Raw genomic sequence first — 18490 nt, 5'->3', positions numbered from 1 at the left:
TGAATGAGATTTGGGTAAAAAATCGCCCATTTTCTTTGTTTTTCGGGAAAATTGGCTTAAATTTGCAGTCAGTATCGAAACGAATAAAAAGCGAAGAAAATGGGAACAAGCAATAAGTTGGTAGGTAGGGAGCGAGAGTGCTTGGAACTGGATAGGGTGATGGAATCCGACCGCTCTGAGTTTGTGATAGTGTATGGAAGACGAAGAGTAGGCAAGACCTTCCTTGTTGACCAATACTATCAAGGTTCCTATGACTTTACATTTGTGGGAGGACATAATCTTTCTCGCCAAAGACAATTGACGAGTTTCGGCAAGGCATTGAAGAAATTTTCGGGCAGTAAGCCAGATAAGTTTTCCGATTGGTTTGATGCCTTTGATGCTCTTGAGGAATATCTGGAGTTGCTTGATGCAGACAGGAAGAAAGTGGTGTTTATCGATGAGATGCCTTGGATAGATACGCAGAAGTCGGATTTTGTTTCGGCTTTGGAAAATTTCTGGAATGGTTGGGCTGCTCGCCGAAGCGACATCGTGTTCATTGCCAGCGGTTCCGCCACTTCCTGGATGGTGGATAATCTGATAGAGAACCAGGGTGGCTTGCATGCCCGAATTACCTCTAGCATCTATGTGCGCCCATTTACGCTTCATGAGGTGGAGGAATACTTGCAACGCAAGCATTGCAAGTGGGACAGATACCAGATATTGCAATGCTATATGGTAATGGGTGGCATCCCATTCTATCTGAGCCTTATCGACCCAAGACAGAGTTTGGTGCAGAATGTGGATCGCCTTTTCTTCTCTCATGGCGGTATCATGAGAGGGGAGTTTGATGAACTCTATAATGCGTTGTTCAGCAATGCCGAACTGTATATCAGCGTGGTCAAAGCATTGGCTCAGCACCATGATGGTATGACTCGTACGGAAATTTCCAAAGTCATTGGGGCGAATGGAGGTACGCTCACTCGTGTACTGACCAATTTGGAAAGATGCGATTTTATCTCACGCAGTCAGAACTTTGGTTGCAAGACAAAAGATACCATCTATCGGTTGATGGATTTCTATACCTTATTCTATTATAAGTTTATAGCGCAAGATACATCTGGGGATGAACAATGGTGGAGCCACAATTTTGAGTCACGCTTGGTTTCTACATGGCAAGGACTTACCTTCGAGATTGTCTGCTTGATGCACACGGATTGCATCAAGAAAGCCTTGGGCATATCAGGCATGGCTACGGAAGTTTCTTCATGGAGAAAGGTGGCGGATGACAAGCAGCGAGGTGGGCAGATAGACTTGGTCATCAAGCGTGCCGACCGCATCGTGCATCTATGCGAGATGAAATTCAGCAAGTCGGAATACCGCATCACTGATGCCTACGAGCAGCTGTTGCGGCAGCGCATGGAACTCTTCCAAAGTTCCACCAAGACCAAGCTTTCTTTGGTCATCACCTTTGTTACTACGTATGGAGTGGCTGATGGCTTGCATCATAGCATCGTGCATAGCGAGGTGACGATGTCGCAGCTGTTCATTCGGAATGTTACATGATAGCCTGCCACATTATGCTCGGCTAGGGAGAGGGTGATGGATTGCATCATCAGCATCTGGCGGGAGATGGAGAGGCCGATGCCCGAACCTGATGGCTTGGTGGAGAAGAAGGGGATGAACATCTCCTTTGCCACATCGGCTGGGATGGGGGCGCCATTGTTGCTGAAATAGATGCCCGAGAATTGTGAACTCTCGATGCTCTCTGGATGTTTGTGGAAGCATCGAATGTCGATGGCTGAGGCGTGAGCCTCGATGGCATTCTTGGTCAGATTGATAAATACCTGGTGCAGCATGTTTTTGTCGGCAGACCAGGTGGCATCTTCGGGGATATGGATGTGCCATTCTATCTGAGGATAGAGCGGCTTGATGCCTTCCACGAAATCCTTGAGTGGAATGTTCTCGATGACAGGTTCTTGTAGCTGGGTGAGCTTGCGGTAGCTGTCCACGAAACTGGTGAGCGACTTGCTGGTGTCTCGAATGGCTCGGATGCCTTCCTCGTAGGGCGAGCCTTGGATGTCGGGATTGCTAAGATAGGCTTGGCAGATGCTGGAGATGGGGGCGGTGGCATTCATAATCTCATGGGTGAGCACACGGGTTAGCCTTTGCCAAGATTCCACCTCATGCTGCGCCACCAGTCTGCCGATGTCGTTCTCCATATCGTTGAGGGCTTGCTGCAAGGCTCGTTCTCCAGAGAGCAATCCCTTGGTGGATAGACGGAAGGAGTAATCGCCATTGCGGATAGCCTCTTGCATCAAGAAGGCACGGCTCTTCAGGTTGCGCTGATGGCGCAAGAAGAGATAGATGATACCTCCTATGACGAGGAGAATGATACCTATTATATATATGTGGAAGATGGTGTCCATATCAGATGTTGATAATCATGAATGATTGTGATAAGTGATAACGGGAATGATTTTGATAAGTGATTATCGCTTGAGTTTAGCATAAAGCGTTTGGCGAGTGATGCCGAGCAGTTCGGCGGCACGAGAAATATTGCCGTGGCATTGATCCACCACCTTGTGGATATGCGTGGTCTCGATGCTCTCCAGTGTCTCCACTTCCTGGCTTCGGTCGATGGCATCTTTCAGGGTTCTGATAAGTTCGTCATTATCCCAAGGCTTGGTTACAAAGTCGGCGGCTCCCGTCTTCAATCCCTTGATGGCGAGCTGGATATCTGCGTAGGCGGTGATGAGTACCACGGGGATGTTGGCATGGAGACGGCGGAAGGTGCGGAGCCAAAGCAAACCTTCCTGTCCGCTGTTTACGCCCAAGGAAAAATTCATGTCGAGCAAGATGATGTCCACTGGCTCTTGTTGGAGCAGAGTGGGGGCGGTGTCTGGGCGAGGCAAGGTGAGAAGCTGCTCGAATGTACCGCCCAGGCATATCTTCAAGGCTGTGAGTATCGATGGATTGTCGTCGATAACAAGTATTGTTCCGTATTTCATCTATTTGTGTTCTGTTATATCTTTTGTTTGCAAAAGTACACTTTTTTCTTGAAATAGCCAACAAAATGGAATGTGATGTGTGATTATCATACAGAAAAGTGTATGAATTTCATACAATCCACTTGCCGCTGGCTTCTGGTCTTTGGCAGAATCAAAAGGAATGGCTACCTTTGCATCAGAAAAAATAATGAAACAACAGATATGAAAAGTTATTTTAAGTTCTTATTACGCAACAAACTCTATACTGCTATTGAGGCTTTCGGACTCTCGATAGCCTTGGCTTTTGTGATGATTTTGGTATCTTACGCCTTCATGGAGTATCGGGTGGGCACTCATCAGCCAGATGCCAAGAACCTCTATGTGCCTGGTTCGGGCGATTATCTTGGCATGACCCTGGGTACGGCTAAGGAGTTTTTCCCTTCCATCCCGGAAATCAAGGAATGGACCCGATTTAGCGATTATTATACAGACAAGGGTGCTGTGGTGGATGGTCAATACTTCCATGTGCAGGCACGTGCCATAGATCCTAACTTCTTGGATATGATGGGAATGAAGTGCAGGGGATGCTCCGCTCATCGTGTGCTCACGGATAAGCACCAGGCCCTTATCTCCGAGTCTTTTGCCAAGAGGGCTTTTTGCAATGCGAATCCTATCGGGCAGGTAGTTACATGCGATACGCTACAATTCAAGGTAGTGGGCATCGTGGATGATTTTGGCAGGGAAGACTTGCTGGAACCCACCGACATCTTTGTTTCCATGAAATTTAAGGACGCAGATTTGTATCCGATGGATCAGTTTGGCGAGGTTGTTACCATCGTCCGATTGGCAGATGGCGCTGACCCAGAAAAGGTGAATGCCACGTTGCTCAATAAATATATGGGCTATTGGAAGAAATGGTGGAGTCGTGAGAAGACGACTGGCAGTTTCTTGTGGGGCTCTAGCTTGGTGCGCTGGGACAAGTTGTATTTTTCAGATATTACATGCTCGCATGTCCGTCATGGCAGCAAGACCTTGGTCAATGTCCTTTTGATTGTGGCACTCGTCCTCTTGCTTTCAGCCATCTTCAATTACATCAATCTCACCGTGGCGCAGATAGGCAATCGAGCCAAGGAGATGGCTACCCGCCGCCTGTTGGGTGAGTCGGTACTGGGTGTGGTATTGCGCTATATCAAGGAGGCTGCACTCTTCACGGCAGGTTGCTTCTTGCTGGGCATTTTGCTGGCTTGGGCATTCACACCTTTATTTAATAGCATCTTGGATACGAAGATTTCTCTCTTCTCTTCGCCTGCCGTTTGGGGATGCCTGTTGGTGGCTTATCTCGTCATCTCCTTATTGTCGGGCTTGTTCCCTGCCATTGTGGTGTCTCGCTTCAATCCGATAGATGTAGTGAAGGGTACCATCCGCTTGCGCAGCAAGATGTGGTTTAGTAAAATATTCATTGTGGCACAGAGTGTTATCAGTATGTCGCTGGTGGTGATGGCTATCACGATGATGCTCCAGATGCGCCATCTCGCCAACATACCTTTGGGGTATCAGACGAAAGACATTCTCTGCATCTCCACCACTTTCGGATTTGATAATGTGGATGTCAGAAACGCAGCGTTGATAGCGAGATTGAAATCTCTGCCTGAGGTGGAGGAGGCTACGGCTATCGGCAACAATCCTGTCATCAGCTTTGCTAATGGAGTGCATGATGAGAAGGGAGAAAATTTAGCGTTCTTGCGATTGAGCGTATTGGATTCCATAGCGATGAAGATGATGGGCTTCAAGGTGCTGGAGCGATATTCTGACCCAACGCCAGGCAAAATCTGGGTTAGCGAGGAAGCCAAGCGAACCTTTGGCGTATCGAGCAAGAAACCATATTTCGGTAATCGTGAAGGCAAGCCGGAATATGAGGTTTGTGGCGTTGTGAAAGATTTCCACTGTGGCGATGCTCTTGATGAGTTCAAATCTGACAAATTTGGAAATCATAATGCGATACGTGTTCCTTCTAATCATGATGTGCTTTGGACCATCTTGGTGAAGACTCGTGGCGACCATGCCCAAGCCTTGGCTGCTATCCAGAGTGCCTGCAAGCAAGTGGCTAAGGAGCAGTTGGGCGTACCTACGGATATGGATACGGAGTATCTGGACGACACCTTGGCGGATGCCCTCAAGGAGAAGCGCAACATGATGGTGCTCATCATCACCTTCATGGGCATCTCCATCTTGATTTCCGCCCTCGGCTTGTTTGGCATGTCGGTATATTACGGCAACCAGCAGCGCCGACAGATAGCCTTGCGCAAGGTGATGGGTGCCTCGGTAGCTGATGCGGCATGGCAACTTTCCAAGCGATTCCTCATCACATCGTGTGTGGCTGTGGTTATCGCCATCCCATTGTGTGTCAAGCTGATGCAGGAATACTTGATAGGTTTCAAATATCGCATCGATTTCCCTTGGTGGACATTGGCGGCTGGAGCCATCTTCACCTTGCTGCTAGCCTTGGTATCGGTCTTCAGCTATACCCTGCGCACCGCTATGGAGAATCCGATAGACAGCATCAAGATGGAATAGCATGATGAGCTAAGTAAACATTAAACACTACACATTAAACATTAAATCAAGATGATACGTACAGAGAATTTAACGAGAATATTTCGTACAGAAGAGATAGAGACCATCGCCCTGAACGGCGTGAACATCAATGTAAAGGATGGCGAGTTTGTAGCCATCATGGGACCTTCGGGATGTGGCAAGTCTACCTTGCTCAACATCCTCGGCTTGCTCGATACACCTACCGAGGGTAAGTATTGGCTGGGCGATGAGGAGGTAGGACATCTCAAGGAGCGTGAGCGCACGGCTTATCGCAAGGGTCGCATCGGTTTCGTCTTTCAGAATTTCAATCTGATAGATGAGTTGACGGTAGAGGAGAACATCGACCTGCAGCTCAAATATCTAGGCATTGGCAAGGCGGAACGCAAGGAGCGAGTGCTCGACATCCTGCGCAAGGTAAAGCTCAGTCATCGTGCCAAGCATTATCCTCATCAGCTCTCCGGAGGTCAGCAGCAGAGGGTTGCCATCGCCCGTGCCGTGGTGGGCAAGCCTAGCATCATCCTTGCCGATGAGCCTACGGGTAATCTCGATTCCAAGAATGGTATGGAGGTGATGCAGTTGCTCAGCGAACTGAATGATGAGGGTACCACCATCGTGATGGTGACTCACTCCAAGCACGATGCTACTTACGCCAGTCGCATCATCAATCTGTTTGATGGACAAGTGGTGGATGCGATGAATGATCAGCTTTAAGCTGCGGTTTCTGTCCAACAATTAGACGGTGGTGTCTAATTGTTGGACAGTTTGTTTAATGAGAGTTTTTATTTAATGGTTTGATTATCAGGAGAAATGCTGTTTTGGCACGGCTCTTGTCCTTATCATGACAAAATGAAGAAGATTATGAAAAGAATAGGAATATTGATAGGATGGTTGGTCTGGGCGGCTGGAGTCTCGGCACAGAGTTGGAGCCTTGACGACTGCATGGCTTACGCCGTGGAACATGCCACGGAGGTGAAGCGGGAGGTGGTGAATGCTCGCCAACGCAAGCAGGATTACCAGCATGCTGTGGCTGGATTCCTGCCTACCGTTACGGGTGGCGTACAGGGACAGTATGCCTGGGGACGAAACATCGACCCGGAAACCAATACTTATAATAATGTAACGACATTCAACAACTACTATCAGCTTTATGCCGAACTGAATGTCTTCGATGGTTTCGCCACCATCAACGCCTTGAAGCAGGCTAAGTTGAGCCGGGATTATTCAGCCACGGCGATGCAGAAGATTCAGGACGATAGAGCCATCGACGTGATGCAGAAATATGTGGATGCTGCCTATGCTGAGGCAAGCATTCGGATAGCAAGCGAGAAACTGAACGAAAGTAAGCGGATGTTAGTTAAGATGAAGCGCCTGTATGAACTGGGCGAAAAAGGCCGACCGGATGTGGTACAGATGGAATCGCAGGTGGCGGAAGATGAATACAATCTTACGCATCAGGAGAATGTGGCAAAACAGAGTCTGCTCGCCTTGAAATCCGCGATGAATTTTCCGGTGGATGAAGAGCTGAAAATCCAGATAGCTGAAGAGCGGAATCTGAAGCTAAAGGCAGAAAATAAAGAGGTTTCAGAATCTGGAGTAAACTACGAAACCGTTTACCAGGGCTTTCAGAATATTTCTCCCGATTTAAAGTCGGCAGAATACGAAGTGGAGCGGGCACGGTATGATTACAAGATAGCAAAAGGCAGATTGCTGCCATCACTCTCTCTCGGTGGCGGCATTTCTACCAACTATTACAAGAATCTCTCTCAGAAAGGGCAATACGATGGGTTTGCCTCGCAGTTTCACAACAACCAGGGCGAATACCTCGCGTTGACCCTTTCCATACCTATTTATAATAGTGACCGATGGCACAGCGTGAAGAAGGCACGCAACGACTGGCAACTGGCACAGGTGAACCTGGAGGAAACCCGTCGCAAACTTCACGACCAGATAGCCCAGGCGGTAATGGATGCAGAGGGTTACGCCAAGGAGTTGCATCAGATGCAGAAGAAGGTTGCCTCCGATTTGCTCGCCTATCACATGTCGAGCCGCAAGTTTGAGGAAGGAATGCTTTCCACCTTCGATCTTCATACCGCAGCCCAGACGCTTCTGGAAAGCAGAATCAAGGAACTCCAGATGCAGTTGCTGCTCATCATCAAACAGAGACTGGTTGCTTATTACCAGGGAGAAAATTTAATAAGATAAATTATGGATATAAAGATAGAAAAGAAAAAATATCTCGTGCCTCGCAAGTATTGGGCATGGATTGGCGGAGGAGCGGTTTTGATCGCAGTCCTCATTTGGTTGGGATTGAGCAATTTCTCTTCCACCCTGAAGGTGGACAGGAAGGGATTGAGCATCGGAACCGTAGAGAAGGCGCAGTTCAACGATTATGTTTCGGTGGATGGACAGGTGGTTCCAATCTCCGTGGTGCAGATCAGTTCCGAGGAAGGCGGTATTGTTCTGGAGAAAGTGGTGGACGAAGGTGCCCACGTAAACAAGGGCGATGTAATCGTGAAACTGAGCAATTCGAATCTCGACCTGGAGATTCTGAATGCCGAAAGCGAACTTGCCGAAAAGCAGGACATGCTTCGCAATACCCAGATTTCGATGGAGCAGGACCGACTGAACAACAGCAACGAGGAACTGTCGCTTTCACAGGATGTCATTACCAAGCGCCGCTCCTATCAGCATCAGGAGGCATTGCACAAGGAAGAACTCAATTCGCGCGAGGAGTATCTCAAGGCTAAGGAAGATTACGACCTTGCCGTCAAGAAGCATGCGCTCATCAGCAAGCGATTGAAGAAGGATGCACAGCTCCGCCGTTCGCAGATGGAGCAGATGGGCGATAATCTGGAAGCCATGCAGAAGAATGTGCAGCTGGTTCGCCAGCGCAAGGAGAAGCTGAACATCCGCAGCACCATTTCGGGCGAAATCGGCTTGCTCGATGTGGAACTGGGACAGAGCATTCAGGCTGGACAGAAGATAGGCGTCATCAACGACCTCAGCGATTTCAAGGTGCAGGCGCAGGTGGATGAGCATTACATCGACCGGGTAAAACCGGGACTTACTGCCACCTTCGACCAGAACGGCAAGCATTATCTCCTGCAGGTACGCAAGGTTTATCCCGAGGTAAGAGATGGCAGATTCCGCATCGACTTCATTTTCAAAGGCGTTCGCCCTGGCAACATCCGAACCGGTCAGACTTATTATGTAGATTTGCAGCTCGGTCAGTCGAAGCAGGCAATAATTATCCCTAAAGGCACGTTTTATAGTGTAACAGGCGGTCAATGGATTTTTGTTTTAGACAAGAGTGGCAAGAAGGCTTATCGCCGCAAGATCACCATCGGTCGCCAGAATCCTCAGTATTATGAGGTAATTGAGGGCTTGGAACCGGGCGAGCAGGTTATCGTTAGCGGCTATGAGGCCTATAAGGATAATGATGTATTAGTTTTTAATTAGTAGTGATTAGTTAGTAATGATTAATTAGTAGTGATTAGTGATAAATTGGGCTAACGCCCTTGAAACAGGATATTTGATATGAATCATATTATTAACGCATTCAAGAATCTGCCCCGAAGGGGCCAGCACAATTTCGTGAAGATCTTGTGCCTGGCGCTCGGATTGGCAATCAGTTCGGTAATTATTGCCGAGATTTATTTCGAGCAGACCTACGATACGTACTTTCCAGGATGGGATAGGACGTATCAGATTTCAGAAGTGGGAACGATGGGAAGTGACGCAGAGGGGCAGACCCCTTTTTCCTATTTTGCAACATCAGGAGCCACAGCCCCAGGCATCAAGCAATATGCTCCTATGGTGGAGGCTGCAACACGAGTGGTAGATATTGGAGAAAACCAATGCAACTTGGAAAACCAAAAATCCATTTCTGCCAATATATTACTGGCAGATAGTTGCTTCTTTGATATGTTCCCACAAAAGATATTAGTGGGCAAAGCAAAGGATGTCCTCTCTCGTCCGCTCTATTGTATGATAGATTCCAAGATGGCTGCAAAGATTGGTGGCAATGTGGTAGGCAAGCATTTTATAATGCCAAAACATCCCGGCATCACTTTCACGATAGGTGGTGTGTTCGAGAGCTTTCCTTGGGGTGCTTCTCTACATGACGAGCAAGTTCTTTTGTCGCTAAGCAGTATCGGGGAAGTTTTGGGGTATGATGGAAGAAATAATTGGTTAGGCAACGACTGTTATAGCTCCTATATCCGATTGGCTAAAGGATGTCAAGCGAGCGAACTTCGTCCATACGTTGACAAGATGAGGAAAGACCATTTCCCTTTGAAGGAATGGAAACAATCAGGAATATCTTTGGATTATGATTTTACGGTTCTTAGCAAAGTATATACCCAAAATTCTTACATCAAGATGATGGGGTGGATTATGGGAATCATCGCTTTTGTGCTACTCTTTACCTCCGTGATGAACTATCTGCTCATCATCGTGGGCAACCTTGTGTCTCGTTCTCGTGAGATGGCGGTGCGCAAGTGCTATGGTGCAGAGCCGAAGAACATCCATGCGATTATCTTCTCCGAGGCTTTGGTGCATGTTGGGTTGTCGGTGATATTGGCTGCTATCCTCGTCTTCCTTTGCAAGGGAACGATAGAGAATTTCCTTTCTGCTCCTGTAAGTACATTGTTGTTTAATCGTGGCAGTTGGATATTGGTTGCCATTTGCGTCCTTGTGCTTTTGGTTGGCGGCTTGGTGCCGGGATGGCTCTACAATAAAATTCCAGTGGCGATTGCATTCCGTGGATATAGCGAGAATCGTAATCGTTGGAAGCTCGCCTTGCTCGGTATTCAGTTCGTTATCTCTGGCTTGTTGTTCAGCTTGCTCTTTGTGGTCAATAGTCAATATAATAAAATGGTGAATCTGAATCCTGGTTATGATTACAAGGATGTGGCAATCGTTTATGTAGAGGGAATCAAGCCAGACCAACGAATGCAATGCTTGTCGGAATTCAAGCATTTGCCGAATGTTAAGCAAGTGGCATCTACCTATTGTGTGCCACTGCAAAACTGGAGTGTAAATGGAAATAATTTGACTTTGCCAGGGGATGATCGTACTCGAATGATTATCCATGACACGCAGGGCGTTGATGACAATTACTTTGACCTTATGAGCATAAAGTTTGTACAAGGCTCTTTCTTCACGGAGCGAACGGATAGTAGTCGTCAAGTGATTATCGACGAGACTTTAGCGAAGAAGTTGACGAAGTTGGGGCATTGGAAAGACGGTGCTGTAGGCAAGAGAGTGTGGATTTCCGCACATTGCAACGAAAATGAAACGATGACAATCTGTGGTGTGGTCAATGATGTGAAGTATGGTACGGTCAGCACGGAAAATGCAGATTCAAGATCTGCTTCATTTGTTTATTTTTATTCAGCCACTCCTGCTTCTTATATGCTCGTCAAGTACAATGACTTGACAGAAGAGGCTTTGGCAGACCTAAGAGATAAGGTGCAATTGATGTATCCAAACAACAAAGTGGAGGTACTCGACTATGAGTCTGAGTTCAAGGCACAGTATGCTTCCCAGCTCCATTTCCGCAACGGAATCCTGGTTGCCGGCATCGTAACGATGATTATCGCCCTCTTCGGATTGGTGGGCTATACGAGTGATGAGGTGAACCGCCGCCGCAAGGAGATTGCAATCAGAAAGGTGAACGGAGCCAAGGTGAAGGATATTCTTCGCATCTTCCTGAAGGACATTATGAAGATTGCCTTGCCTTGCATCATCGTGGGCGACTTGGGGGCTTGGCTGATAGCCAGACAATGGCTGATGTCGTTCAGCGAGAAGATTACGCTGACGCCTTTGCTGTTTATCGGCGTTACCATCATCTTGCTCGTCATCATCGGGCTTTCCGTCGTCATCAACTGCTACAAGGTGGCGAATAGTAATCCGGTGAAATATCTCAAGGATGAATAAAATTAAAAGTAAAAAAGGTAAAAAAGTAAAAAGATAAGAAAATGCTTAAAATAGAGAATCTTTGCAAGTCTTTCCGCACAGAAGATGTGGAGACGATTGCTTTAAATAACGTATCTTTCATAGTAGAAGACGGCGAGTTTGTTGCCATTATGGGACCATCCGGTTGCGGCAAATCCACCTTGCTCAACATCCTCGGTTTGCTCGACAACCCAACTTCTGGAAAATATTTCCTGGGTAATCACGAGGTGGCAAATCTGAAGGAAAAGGAGCGCACGGATGTGAGAAAGGGAGAAATCGGATTTGTGTTTCAGAGCTTCAATCTGATAGATGAATTGAACGTAGAGGAGAACATCGAGCTTCCTCTTACCTATCTTAATATTCCGAAGGCGGAGCGCAAGGCAAAGGTGCAGGCGATTATGAAGCGAATGGCCATCAGCCATCGTGCCAAGCACTTCCCTCACCAGCTTTCTGGTGGTCAGCAGCAGCGAGTAGCCATCGCCCGTGCCGTGGTTTTCGGTCCGAAGCTCATCCTTGCCGATGAGCCTACGGGTAACCTCGATTCCAAGAATGGAGCCGAGGTAATGCATCTGCTTACCGAGCTGAACCACGAGGGCACCACCATCGTCATGGTGACGCATAATGAGCATGATGCCAAGATAGCCCATCGCACCATCCGCCTGTTTGATGGACAGATTGTGGAGGAGGGCAATCAGTAATTATTTGACTAAGTTTAATATGGCTTTTATAAAATCGTGTGATAAGCCAATAATTTCCAGGATGTCATTTTCGGAAATTTCATAGGCGCAGTTGTAATCGGCTTTTTGCCTTAATTGGAACATACGGGCGAGGAAACTGCCATAAGAGATATCTACGATACCAGTCTTTACGAAGTGTAAACTGAATTGGGTGTTAATGCCAGCATGAGTGTGGGCATTAACACCTTTTGCTATGAATAGAGCTTGTACGGCATGGAAGCAGGCATAATAATAGCGATTGGCTGCTAAATCCCAATGCTTTAGTTCAACCATTTCATCTGCTTGAGTTAAAAATCGCTTGGCTTTTTCTACTTGCAGACTGATTAATGTGTCTTTGTTTACTTGATCCATAACTTTTATATTAAACTAATGCCGTCTCGATTTACATTCTCGTAAAAAGGGGTGAAGTTATACGATTCCCATTCTTTCTTTGTGTAAAGAATTGGATTGATTTCTGTGCCGAGGTCGCAACCTAACAAGACAAACGGGTAACTTACTTTGTCATAGTCTGTTTGTTCTAGTTTGTCTTTATCTAAAAGGATAAGAATGTCCCAGTCTGAATCGTTGCGAGCATCACCTCTCGCTCTTGATCCATACAATATAGCCTTGCTTCCTGAAGGAATAGCAGATTTAGCTATATCTTTTATCTTTAATATGGTCTTATCGTCTGTTGACATAAGCTTAATCTTTTATAATGGCAAAGATATGGTAAAAAAGCGAAAGTGCCAAACTTTCCTCCCCAAAATTATACTTTTTTATGGGATGATGATGCGGAAGGTGGTGATTCCCTGTGCCTTGTCCTGATGGAGCGAGAGGCTGCCGCCGCTTACTCGCATGATCTGGCGGGAGAGGGAGAGACCGATTCCGCTTCCTTCCGGCTTCGTGGTGAAGAACGGGATGAAGATGTGGGAGGCTACATCTTCGGGGATGAGACCGGCGTTGTTGCTCACGTCGATGATGATGGATTCCTGGGCGTTGGCGTAGGCTTGGAGACGGATAAATACCTTCTTGCTTGCCGCGGATTGCAAATCCGCGGAGCGGCATTCCTGCTTGTCTTCTCTTTCCTTTTCCTTGAAAGCTTCTACGGCATTCTTCAGAAGATTTGTTACTACGTGAGAGAGGAGGCTCTCGTCGGCATAAACCAGCAAATCCTTGGGAGAAACCGAAATCTCTACTTCGTGGTTGCAGAGCAGCGCCATTCTTTCCAGGAATGGTTCCACATAGAAGAGAGCAGGCTGAGGCTGGGGAACATGGGTAAAACGGCGATAGTTGTTGACGAAAGCCAACAGTTCGGTTCCTGTTTTGTGGATGGTTTCCAAGCCTTGCTTCAGGTCTTTATCCTCTGTAACCCGGGTAAGCAGAGTCTCGCTCAGCGAAGTAACCGGCGTGATGGTATTCATGATTTCATGGGTCAGCACACGAATCAGTTTGATCCAAGAATCCACCTCCTGATTGCTCAGCTCGTGGCTCACGTCGCTCAGGGCGATGATACGCACGTGCTTGTCTTTCAGCATGGCTTGCGTCTCATGCTTTGCCAGGTGTTCATCCTTCAGTTTCCCTTTTACCTGGTTCATGTGGGTAAGCACATCCGTATCGAGCAACCGGAGGGCTGCCTGATTATGTTGCAGGATGTTGTCGTGACTATCTACCACCAGGATGCCCGTATCCACCGCATTCAGAATCTGCTCGTAATATTTCTCCCGATCCATCTGCTCCTCTCTCGTATGCTGCAGGAAAAGCTTGATGCGGTTGAGGGACTGGTGTAGAATATTATCTTCCTTAAACCTCTTCTCCGTAGGAAAACTGAAGGAGAAATCCCCATTATCTATTGCATCAAAAAGGAAGGTTACCTTCTTGATGTTACGGCGATAGTGGCGGTAAAGGCGAATGTAACCTACTACAGCCACGTGCAAAAGCACGATAATTATAATTAGTTTATAACCCATATCGCTTAATCTTATTATAAAGCGTCTGGCGGGAAATGCCCAGTCTTGCTGCTACCACCGACAGATTTCCTTCACATTCCCTGATGGTTTTCTCTATCATTCGGCTTTCCATCTCGTCGAGCGTCTGAACCTCTTCCAGGGGCTTCTCTCTTCTCTGCTGGTTTCCGCCATCAATATCTTCGGCAGAAATCATTCCGCCATCAGATAGAATCACGGCTTTCTCGATGGCGTGCTGAAGTTCTCGGATATTTCCGTACCATGGCAAACTGGTAAGTTTTTTCTCTGCCTCTTCCGAAAAACGGAGATTCAACTTATTATATAAATCGCCATATTGATGGAGGAATCTTTCTGCCAGCGGAACGATGTCTGATTTTCTCTGTCTCAGGGCAGGCAATTCCAGATGGATGGTGTTGATGCGGTAGAGCAGATCCTCTCTGAATTCGCCATCGTTTACCATCTGCTGCAGATTGCGGTTGGTGGCGCAAACCAGTCGTACGTTGATGGGAATCTGCGTGCTTCCGCCCACTCTTACGATGCTTCTGCGTTGCAGGGCGGTAAGGAGTTTTGCCTGAAGACCATAGGATAAGTTTCCTATCTCATCCAGGAAGATGGTGCTGCCGTCGGCAAGCTCAAACTTGCCCGGTTTATCCACCTTGGCATCGGTAAAAGCACCCTTCACATGACCGAAGAGTTCGCTCTCGAAAAGGGTTTCCGTAATGGCTCCCATATCCACAGGCAGCATTTTCTTTCCACATCTTGTGGATAAACGATGTATCTCGTTGGCTAACACCTCTTTACCCGTTCCATTTTCGCCCGTAATGAGGATGTTTGCATCGGTTGCAGCAACTTTTTCCACAATACTTCTCAAATTGTTCATAACTTCGCTATCTCCCCAATACATAGCGCTTTGCGCATCTTTTCCACCAGGTTTTCCACCTTTCCTGTTGATAATGTTATCCATAGCCATGTTCTTATCCCTAGCCTCTACCAGCGTACGGATCATCTTCTCGTTTTCAAAAGGCTTCACGATGAAGTCGGCGGCACCTTCCTTGATGCCTGTTACGGCAAGTTGGATGTCGGCGTAGGCGGTAAAGAGTACCACTTCGGTTTTCGGGCTGAGGCTCTTGATTTCCCTGAGCCAGTACAATCCCTCGTTTCCCGAATTGATTCCGCTGGAGAAGTTCATGTCGAGCAGCACCACGTCGGGATGCTCCTCTCTCAGTTTGGCTGGGATGGAGTTAGGGTTGGCGATGGTGATGATGCCATCGAATATGGGTTCCAGCAGCATCCTTACCGTAGTAAGAATGTTGCGGTTGTCATCAACAATCAATATCGTTCCTTGTTTCTTAATCATGGTTGCAAAGTTACGAAATATCATCGAAAAGCGGTCATTATTGTCTAATTATTAGACGAAAAAATGCCGATAGTGGCGCCAAAAGTTACTTTTTCTGTAGTTTTGGGCACCCTATCGGCATTTATTTATTCCAAATTCTGATTCCTGATGAGGAATTACTTATTCCAAAAGAGGAGTTACAGCTCTATCGGAACCACTATCTTTATGCTGAAGTTGCGGCCCATATTGTAAACGCCTCTTCTGCCTGTAACCTGGTTTACGTCAAGATACTTCAGACGGCTCAGGTGGTTCTGGTAAGCACGGTTGGTAAGGTTCTCGCCCGAAAGATAGAGCGAGAGAATGCGCTTGCCATGGAGCTTCACGTCGGTACCGGCATACATATTTAATAAGGTGTACGATGGCGTTGCGGTCTCCGTATCGTTGGCTGCGAAATAATGGTTCTGGCGGAGATTGCAATCCATCTGTAGCTTTACGAAGAGATGGTCGAAAGTCTTGCCGTCGCAGACAAACTCATACCTTACATCCGAAACCCAGCGAGGGGCTGGGGTGAATGGCAGATACTTTGATTTGGATGGCTGATGCAACTGCACGGAGTTGACATACGAGAAAGTATTGCCGAAGTGCAGACGCTCTACAGGATGGATGTCGATGCTCGCCTCACCACCCAGAATGCGGGCGTCGCCCGATGTAAACTGATAGGCAGGCGTGTCGTCGATGAGGATAGGCTGATTGTTCTCATCAGCCAACTTCTCGCTGTAGATGTAATGGTTAATGCGATTGGCAAACAGCGAGAGTTCTGCCGAAATAATAGGCGAAGAATAGTCTAAACCAAGGTCGAATTGCCAGCTGTTCTCAGGCTTCAGTCCGGTATTTCCCAATTCGTATCGCTGGGTTCCCTCGTGCACACCATTCGATGATAATTCGCTGATGTTTGGAGCACGGAATCCTCTTGCCAGGTTCAGCTTAAGGTTGAAATCGGGCAGGATTTCATAAGCCAATCCGATGCTTCCGGTTACTCCTTCAAAGCTGCGCTTAAAGGCCTGGAAGCGGAAAGAATCATTCGATTCAGAACGATGCGATTCTGCATCATTCTCTTCTCTCAAAGCCTCGCTGTGCAGGTGGCGATGATCGTATCTGATTCCGCCGCTTAGATTCAGCTTGCCTATTTTCTTGCTCACCGTGGCAAACACGCCGTAATCGAAGAGATGATAGGCTGGAATCAGAAACTCTGTTCCCTTGTTAATTGATTGTTGCCACATGCCGTTGACACCTGTTGAGAATTTCCAGCCATTCATTTCCGGCGAGAGATAATGTAGGTCATAATTCACGGTATGGAGCATGAAGTCGAGTCCGCATTCCTTCGGATTCTCTTCCTCCTCAAACTCCTGACGGCGGTTCTGCTGATAACCCAAGAGGAGTTTCAGATTGCCGTCGCCCAGGAACCAGGAATTGTCGAGCACCGCCTTGTAATGGTGAATCTGCTGATAAGGCATCGGTTTGCCGTAACTTTTGGCATCGTAGCCATCGGGAACTTCCAGTTCGCCCGTTTTCTCATCTCTTTCTCCCTCTACGATGCCCGGAGTGAGATGATAATAATCGAGTGTAAGATGCGAATGCCCCTGGCGGTAGTTCCAACCGAGAAGCTGCGAGAATGCCTGCTCTCTGAGTGATGAACCGAATACATAACCATCGTATTTATTCTTGTAGGCATGCGCCATCTTTCCGCTGTAGCGGGTGTTCCATACAAATCCGCCCTGGTTGCCGGCAAAGTTGAGCGAATAATCAAAAAGTCCGTTGTTGGTTTGATAACCCGTTGAGAAATTTGCTCTCATGTCGCCCTTGGCAAGGGTAGGAGCGGAGTGGAAGATGAGGACGCCTGCCATCGCATCCGATCCATACATGAGACTTGCCGGACCTTTCAGAATCTCTACGGAATGAACCGAAGCGGGGTCGATTTCTATTCCGTGTTCATCGCCCCATTGCTGTCCTTCCTGTCTTATTCCATCGCTTACCACTACCACGCGGTTATAGCCCAGGCCACGGATTACGGGCTTTGAAATTCCGCTTCCCGTGGTAATCTGCGAAACGCCTGGCTGGTGGGCGATGGCATCGATGATGTTGGTAGAAGGCTGCATTTCGAGCTGGCGGGCAGAAACGAAAGAGATGGGTGCTGGCGACTGCTTGAGTTTCTGGCTGCCAGTCAATCCCGTAACCACCACATCGTTCAGTTTCACGCCCGATTCCGTCAGCGGCTGGTGTCTGGTAGAATCGTTTGCCTCTTCTTCATAAATGTTTGCGTCCTTCTTATCATGATTTGTTCTGTTTATAGCCATAGCTGGGGCTGTTGCCGACGAGCATAGACTCATCAGCAATATTGCTTTCAATATTGTTCTCATTATGTTATTAATTACCTTATTATGTTATTTTTTCAATTATTTATAAAAACTGATAATAAGGTGGAGCACGGGTAGATTTTACCCCCTTCGCCCTGCACAAGCAAGGAGAGCAGAAGGCACGGCGAGGGGAGAGATGGAGCACGGCGATGGCAACCCAAACCACGAGGGATGGAGCCAGATAAGGAGTGCTTTGCAATTGGCAAAGCACACAGTCGTGCATGGTATGCTGCAGGGCTATCAGATGCCCGTCGTGATGAACATGATGGGCACAATCGGCACAATAGAAATCAGTATGAGTTACCTGCGCTTCACCATGATGGTGAAACGTAACGGCCAGCAGCATCGGAAGGTAAACCAATAGCAGCAGCCAGGAAATTCTGATTCTCTTATGCGTTATCCTCTGCATTTATCTACAGTATTCTGTTTTTGTTTGCAAAAATAATCATTTCTGTCGGGATTATTCTTAGAATTCCGATATTTTAATGAAGATTATTTGTTTTTCAGCAGAAAAGCCATGTAGAGGGGAAGAATGAGTGTT

15 protein-coding genes are annotated in these 18490 nt (G+C 47.4%); 7 read left to right on the top strand and 8 right to left on the bottom strand.

The window, feature by feature from the left end; all coding sequences use genetic code 11:
- Positions 1-99: 99 nt before the first annotated feature.
- On the top strand, positions 100-1542 hold the full coding sequence (locus tag ONT19_RS11330; RefSeq protein ID WP_119229877.1) for an AAA family ATPase: 1443 nt from the start codon (positions 100-102) through the stop codon (positions 1540-1542).
- On the opposite strand, the gene ONT19_RS11325 is transcribed toward ONT19_RS11330, so the two are convergent.
- Positions 1482-2405, bottom strand: coding sequence for a sensor histidine kinase (locus tag ONT19_RS11325; protein ID WP_264952004.1), 924 nt, complete (start codon positions 2403-2405; stop codon positions 1482-1484). The genes ONT19_RS11330 and ONT19_RS11325 overlap by 61 nt on opposite strands.
- Before the next feature lie 63 nt (positions 2406-2468).
- Entirely contained in the window at positions 2469-2987 is a 519-nt protein-coding gene (locus tag ONT19_RS11320; protein WP_264952003.1) for a response regulator, read from the bottom strand.
- 201 nt (positions 2988-3188) lie between these two features.
- Here ONT19_RS11320 and ONT19_RS11315 point away from each other — a divergent pair, with 201 nt between their 5' ends.
- From ONT19_RS11315 to ONT19_RS11290, 6 genes are all read left to right on the top strand, one after another.
- Positions 3189-5540: an FtsX-like permease family protein gene (locus ONT19_RS11315; protein WP_264952002.1), complete on the top strand. Its 2352-nt coding sequence runs from the start codon at positions 3189-3191 to the stop codon at positions 5538-5540.
- Positions 5541-5591: 51 nt separating this feature from the next.
- Positions 5592-6272, top strand: coding sequence for an ABC transporter ATP-binding protein (locus ONT19_RS11310; RefSeq protein ID WP_218434823.1), 681 nt, complete (start codon positions 5592-5594; stop codon positions 6270-6272).
- A 147-nt stretch (positions 6273-6419) separates the two neighbouring features.
- Complete coding sequence (locus tag ONT19_RS11305) at positions 6420-7763, top strand: TolC family protein (protein WP_264952001.1); 1344 nt, start codon at positions 6420-6422, stop codon at positions 7761-7763.
- A gap of 3 nt (positions 7764-7766) precedes the next feature.
- Positions 7767-9020 (top strand): efflux RND transporter periplasmic adaptor subunit, encoded by a 1254-nt coding sequence (locus ONT19_RS11300; protein WP_117727377.1) that lies wholly within the window; start codon positions 7767-7769, stop codon positions 9018-9020.
- Between the two features lie 78 nt (positions 9021-9098).
- Positions 9099-11501 (top strand): ABC transporter permease, encoded by a 2403-nt coding sequence (locus tag ONT19_RS11295; RefSeq protein WP_264952000.1) that lies wholly within the window; start codon positions 9099-9101, stop codon positions 11499-11501.
- A gap of 41 nt (positions 11502-11542) precedes the next feature.
- Positions 11543-12217 (top strand): ABC transporter ATP-binding protein, encoded by a 675-nt coding sequence (locus ONT19_RS11290; RefSeq protein WP_264951999.1) that lies wholly within the window; start codon positions 11543-11545, stop codon positions 12215-12217.
- On the opposite strand, the gene ONT19_RS11285 is transcribed toward ONT19_RS11290, so the two are convergent.
- The 6 genes from ONT19_RS11285 to ONT19_RS11260 all read right to left on the bottom strand — a co-directional run bounded on the left by ONT19_RS11285 (position 12218) and on the right by ONT19_RS11260 (position 18358).
- A complete protein-coding gene (locus ONT19_RS11285) occupies positions 12218-12607 on the bottom strand; it encodes a HEPN domain-containing protein (RefSeq protein ID WP_089543306.1) in 390 nt (129 codons plus the stop codon).
- Positions 12608-12612: 5 nt separating this feature from the next.
- A complete protein-coding gene (locus ONT19_RS11280) occupies positions 12613-12933 on the bottom strand; it encodes a nucleotidyltransferase domain-containing protein (protein ID WP_022111204.1) in 321 nt (106 codons plus the stop codon).
- 78 nt (positions 12934-13011) lie between these two features.
- The gene (locus ONT19_RS11275) at positions 13012-14202 is read right to left on the bottom strand and encodes a sensor histidine kinase (RefSeq protein ID WP_264951998.1); all 1191 of its coding nucleotides are present in this window, start codon (positions 14200-14202) and stop codon (positions 13012-13014) included.
- Positions 14192-15556, bottom strand: a complete 1365-nt coding sequence (locus tag ONT19_RS11270) for a sigma-54-dependent transcriptional regulator (RefSeq protein WP_264951997.1) — start codon at positions 15554-15556, stop codon at positions 14192-14194. The genes ONT19_RS11275 and ONT19_RS11270 overlap by 11 nt, the downstream gene beginning before the upstream one ends.
- 176 nt (positions 15557-15732) lie before the next feature.
- The gene (locus ONT19_RS11265) at positions 15733-17952 is read right to left on the bottom strand and encodes a TonB-dependent receptor (RefSeq protein ID WP_264951996.1); all 2220 of its coding nucleotides are present in this window, start codon (positions 17950-17952) and stop codon (positions 15733-15735) included.
- A 40-nt stretch (positions 17953-17992) separates the two neighbouring features.
- Entirely contained in the window at positions 17993-18358 is a 366-nt protein-coding gene (locus tag ONT19_RS11260; protein ID WP_264951995.1) for a hypothetical protein, read from the bottom strand.
- Positions 18359-18490 lie beyond the last annotated feature (132 nt).

It is taken from the genome of Segatella copri, from assembly GCF_026015625.1.
Lineage (GTDB): Bacteria > Bacteroidota > Bacteroidia > Bacteroidales > Bacteroidaceae > Prevotella > Prevotella copri_H.
The sequence above is the reverse complement of the archived record's forward strand: the minus strand, read 5'-3'. Positions and strand labels throughout refer to the sequence as shown.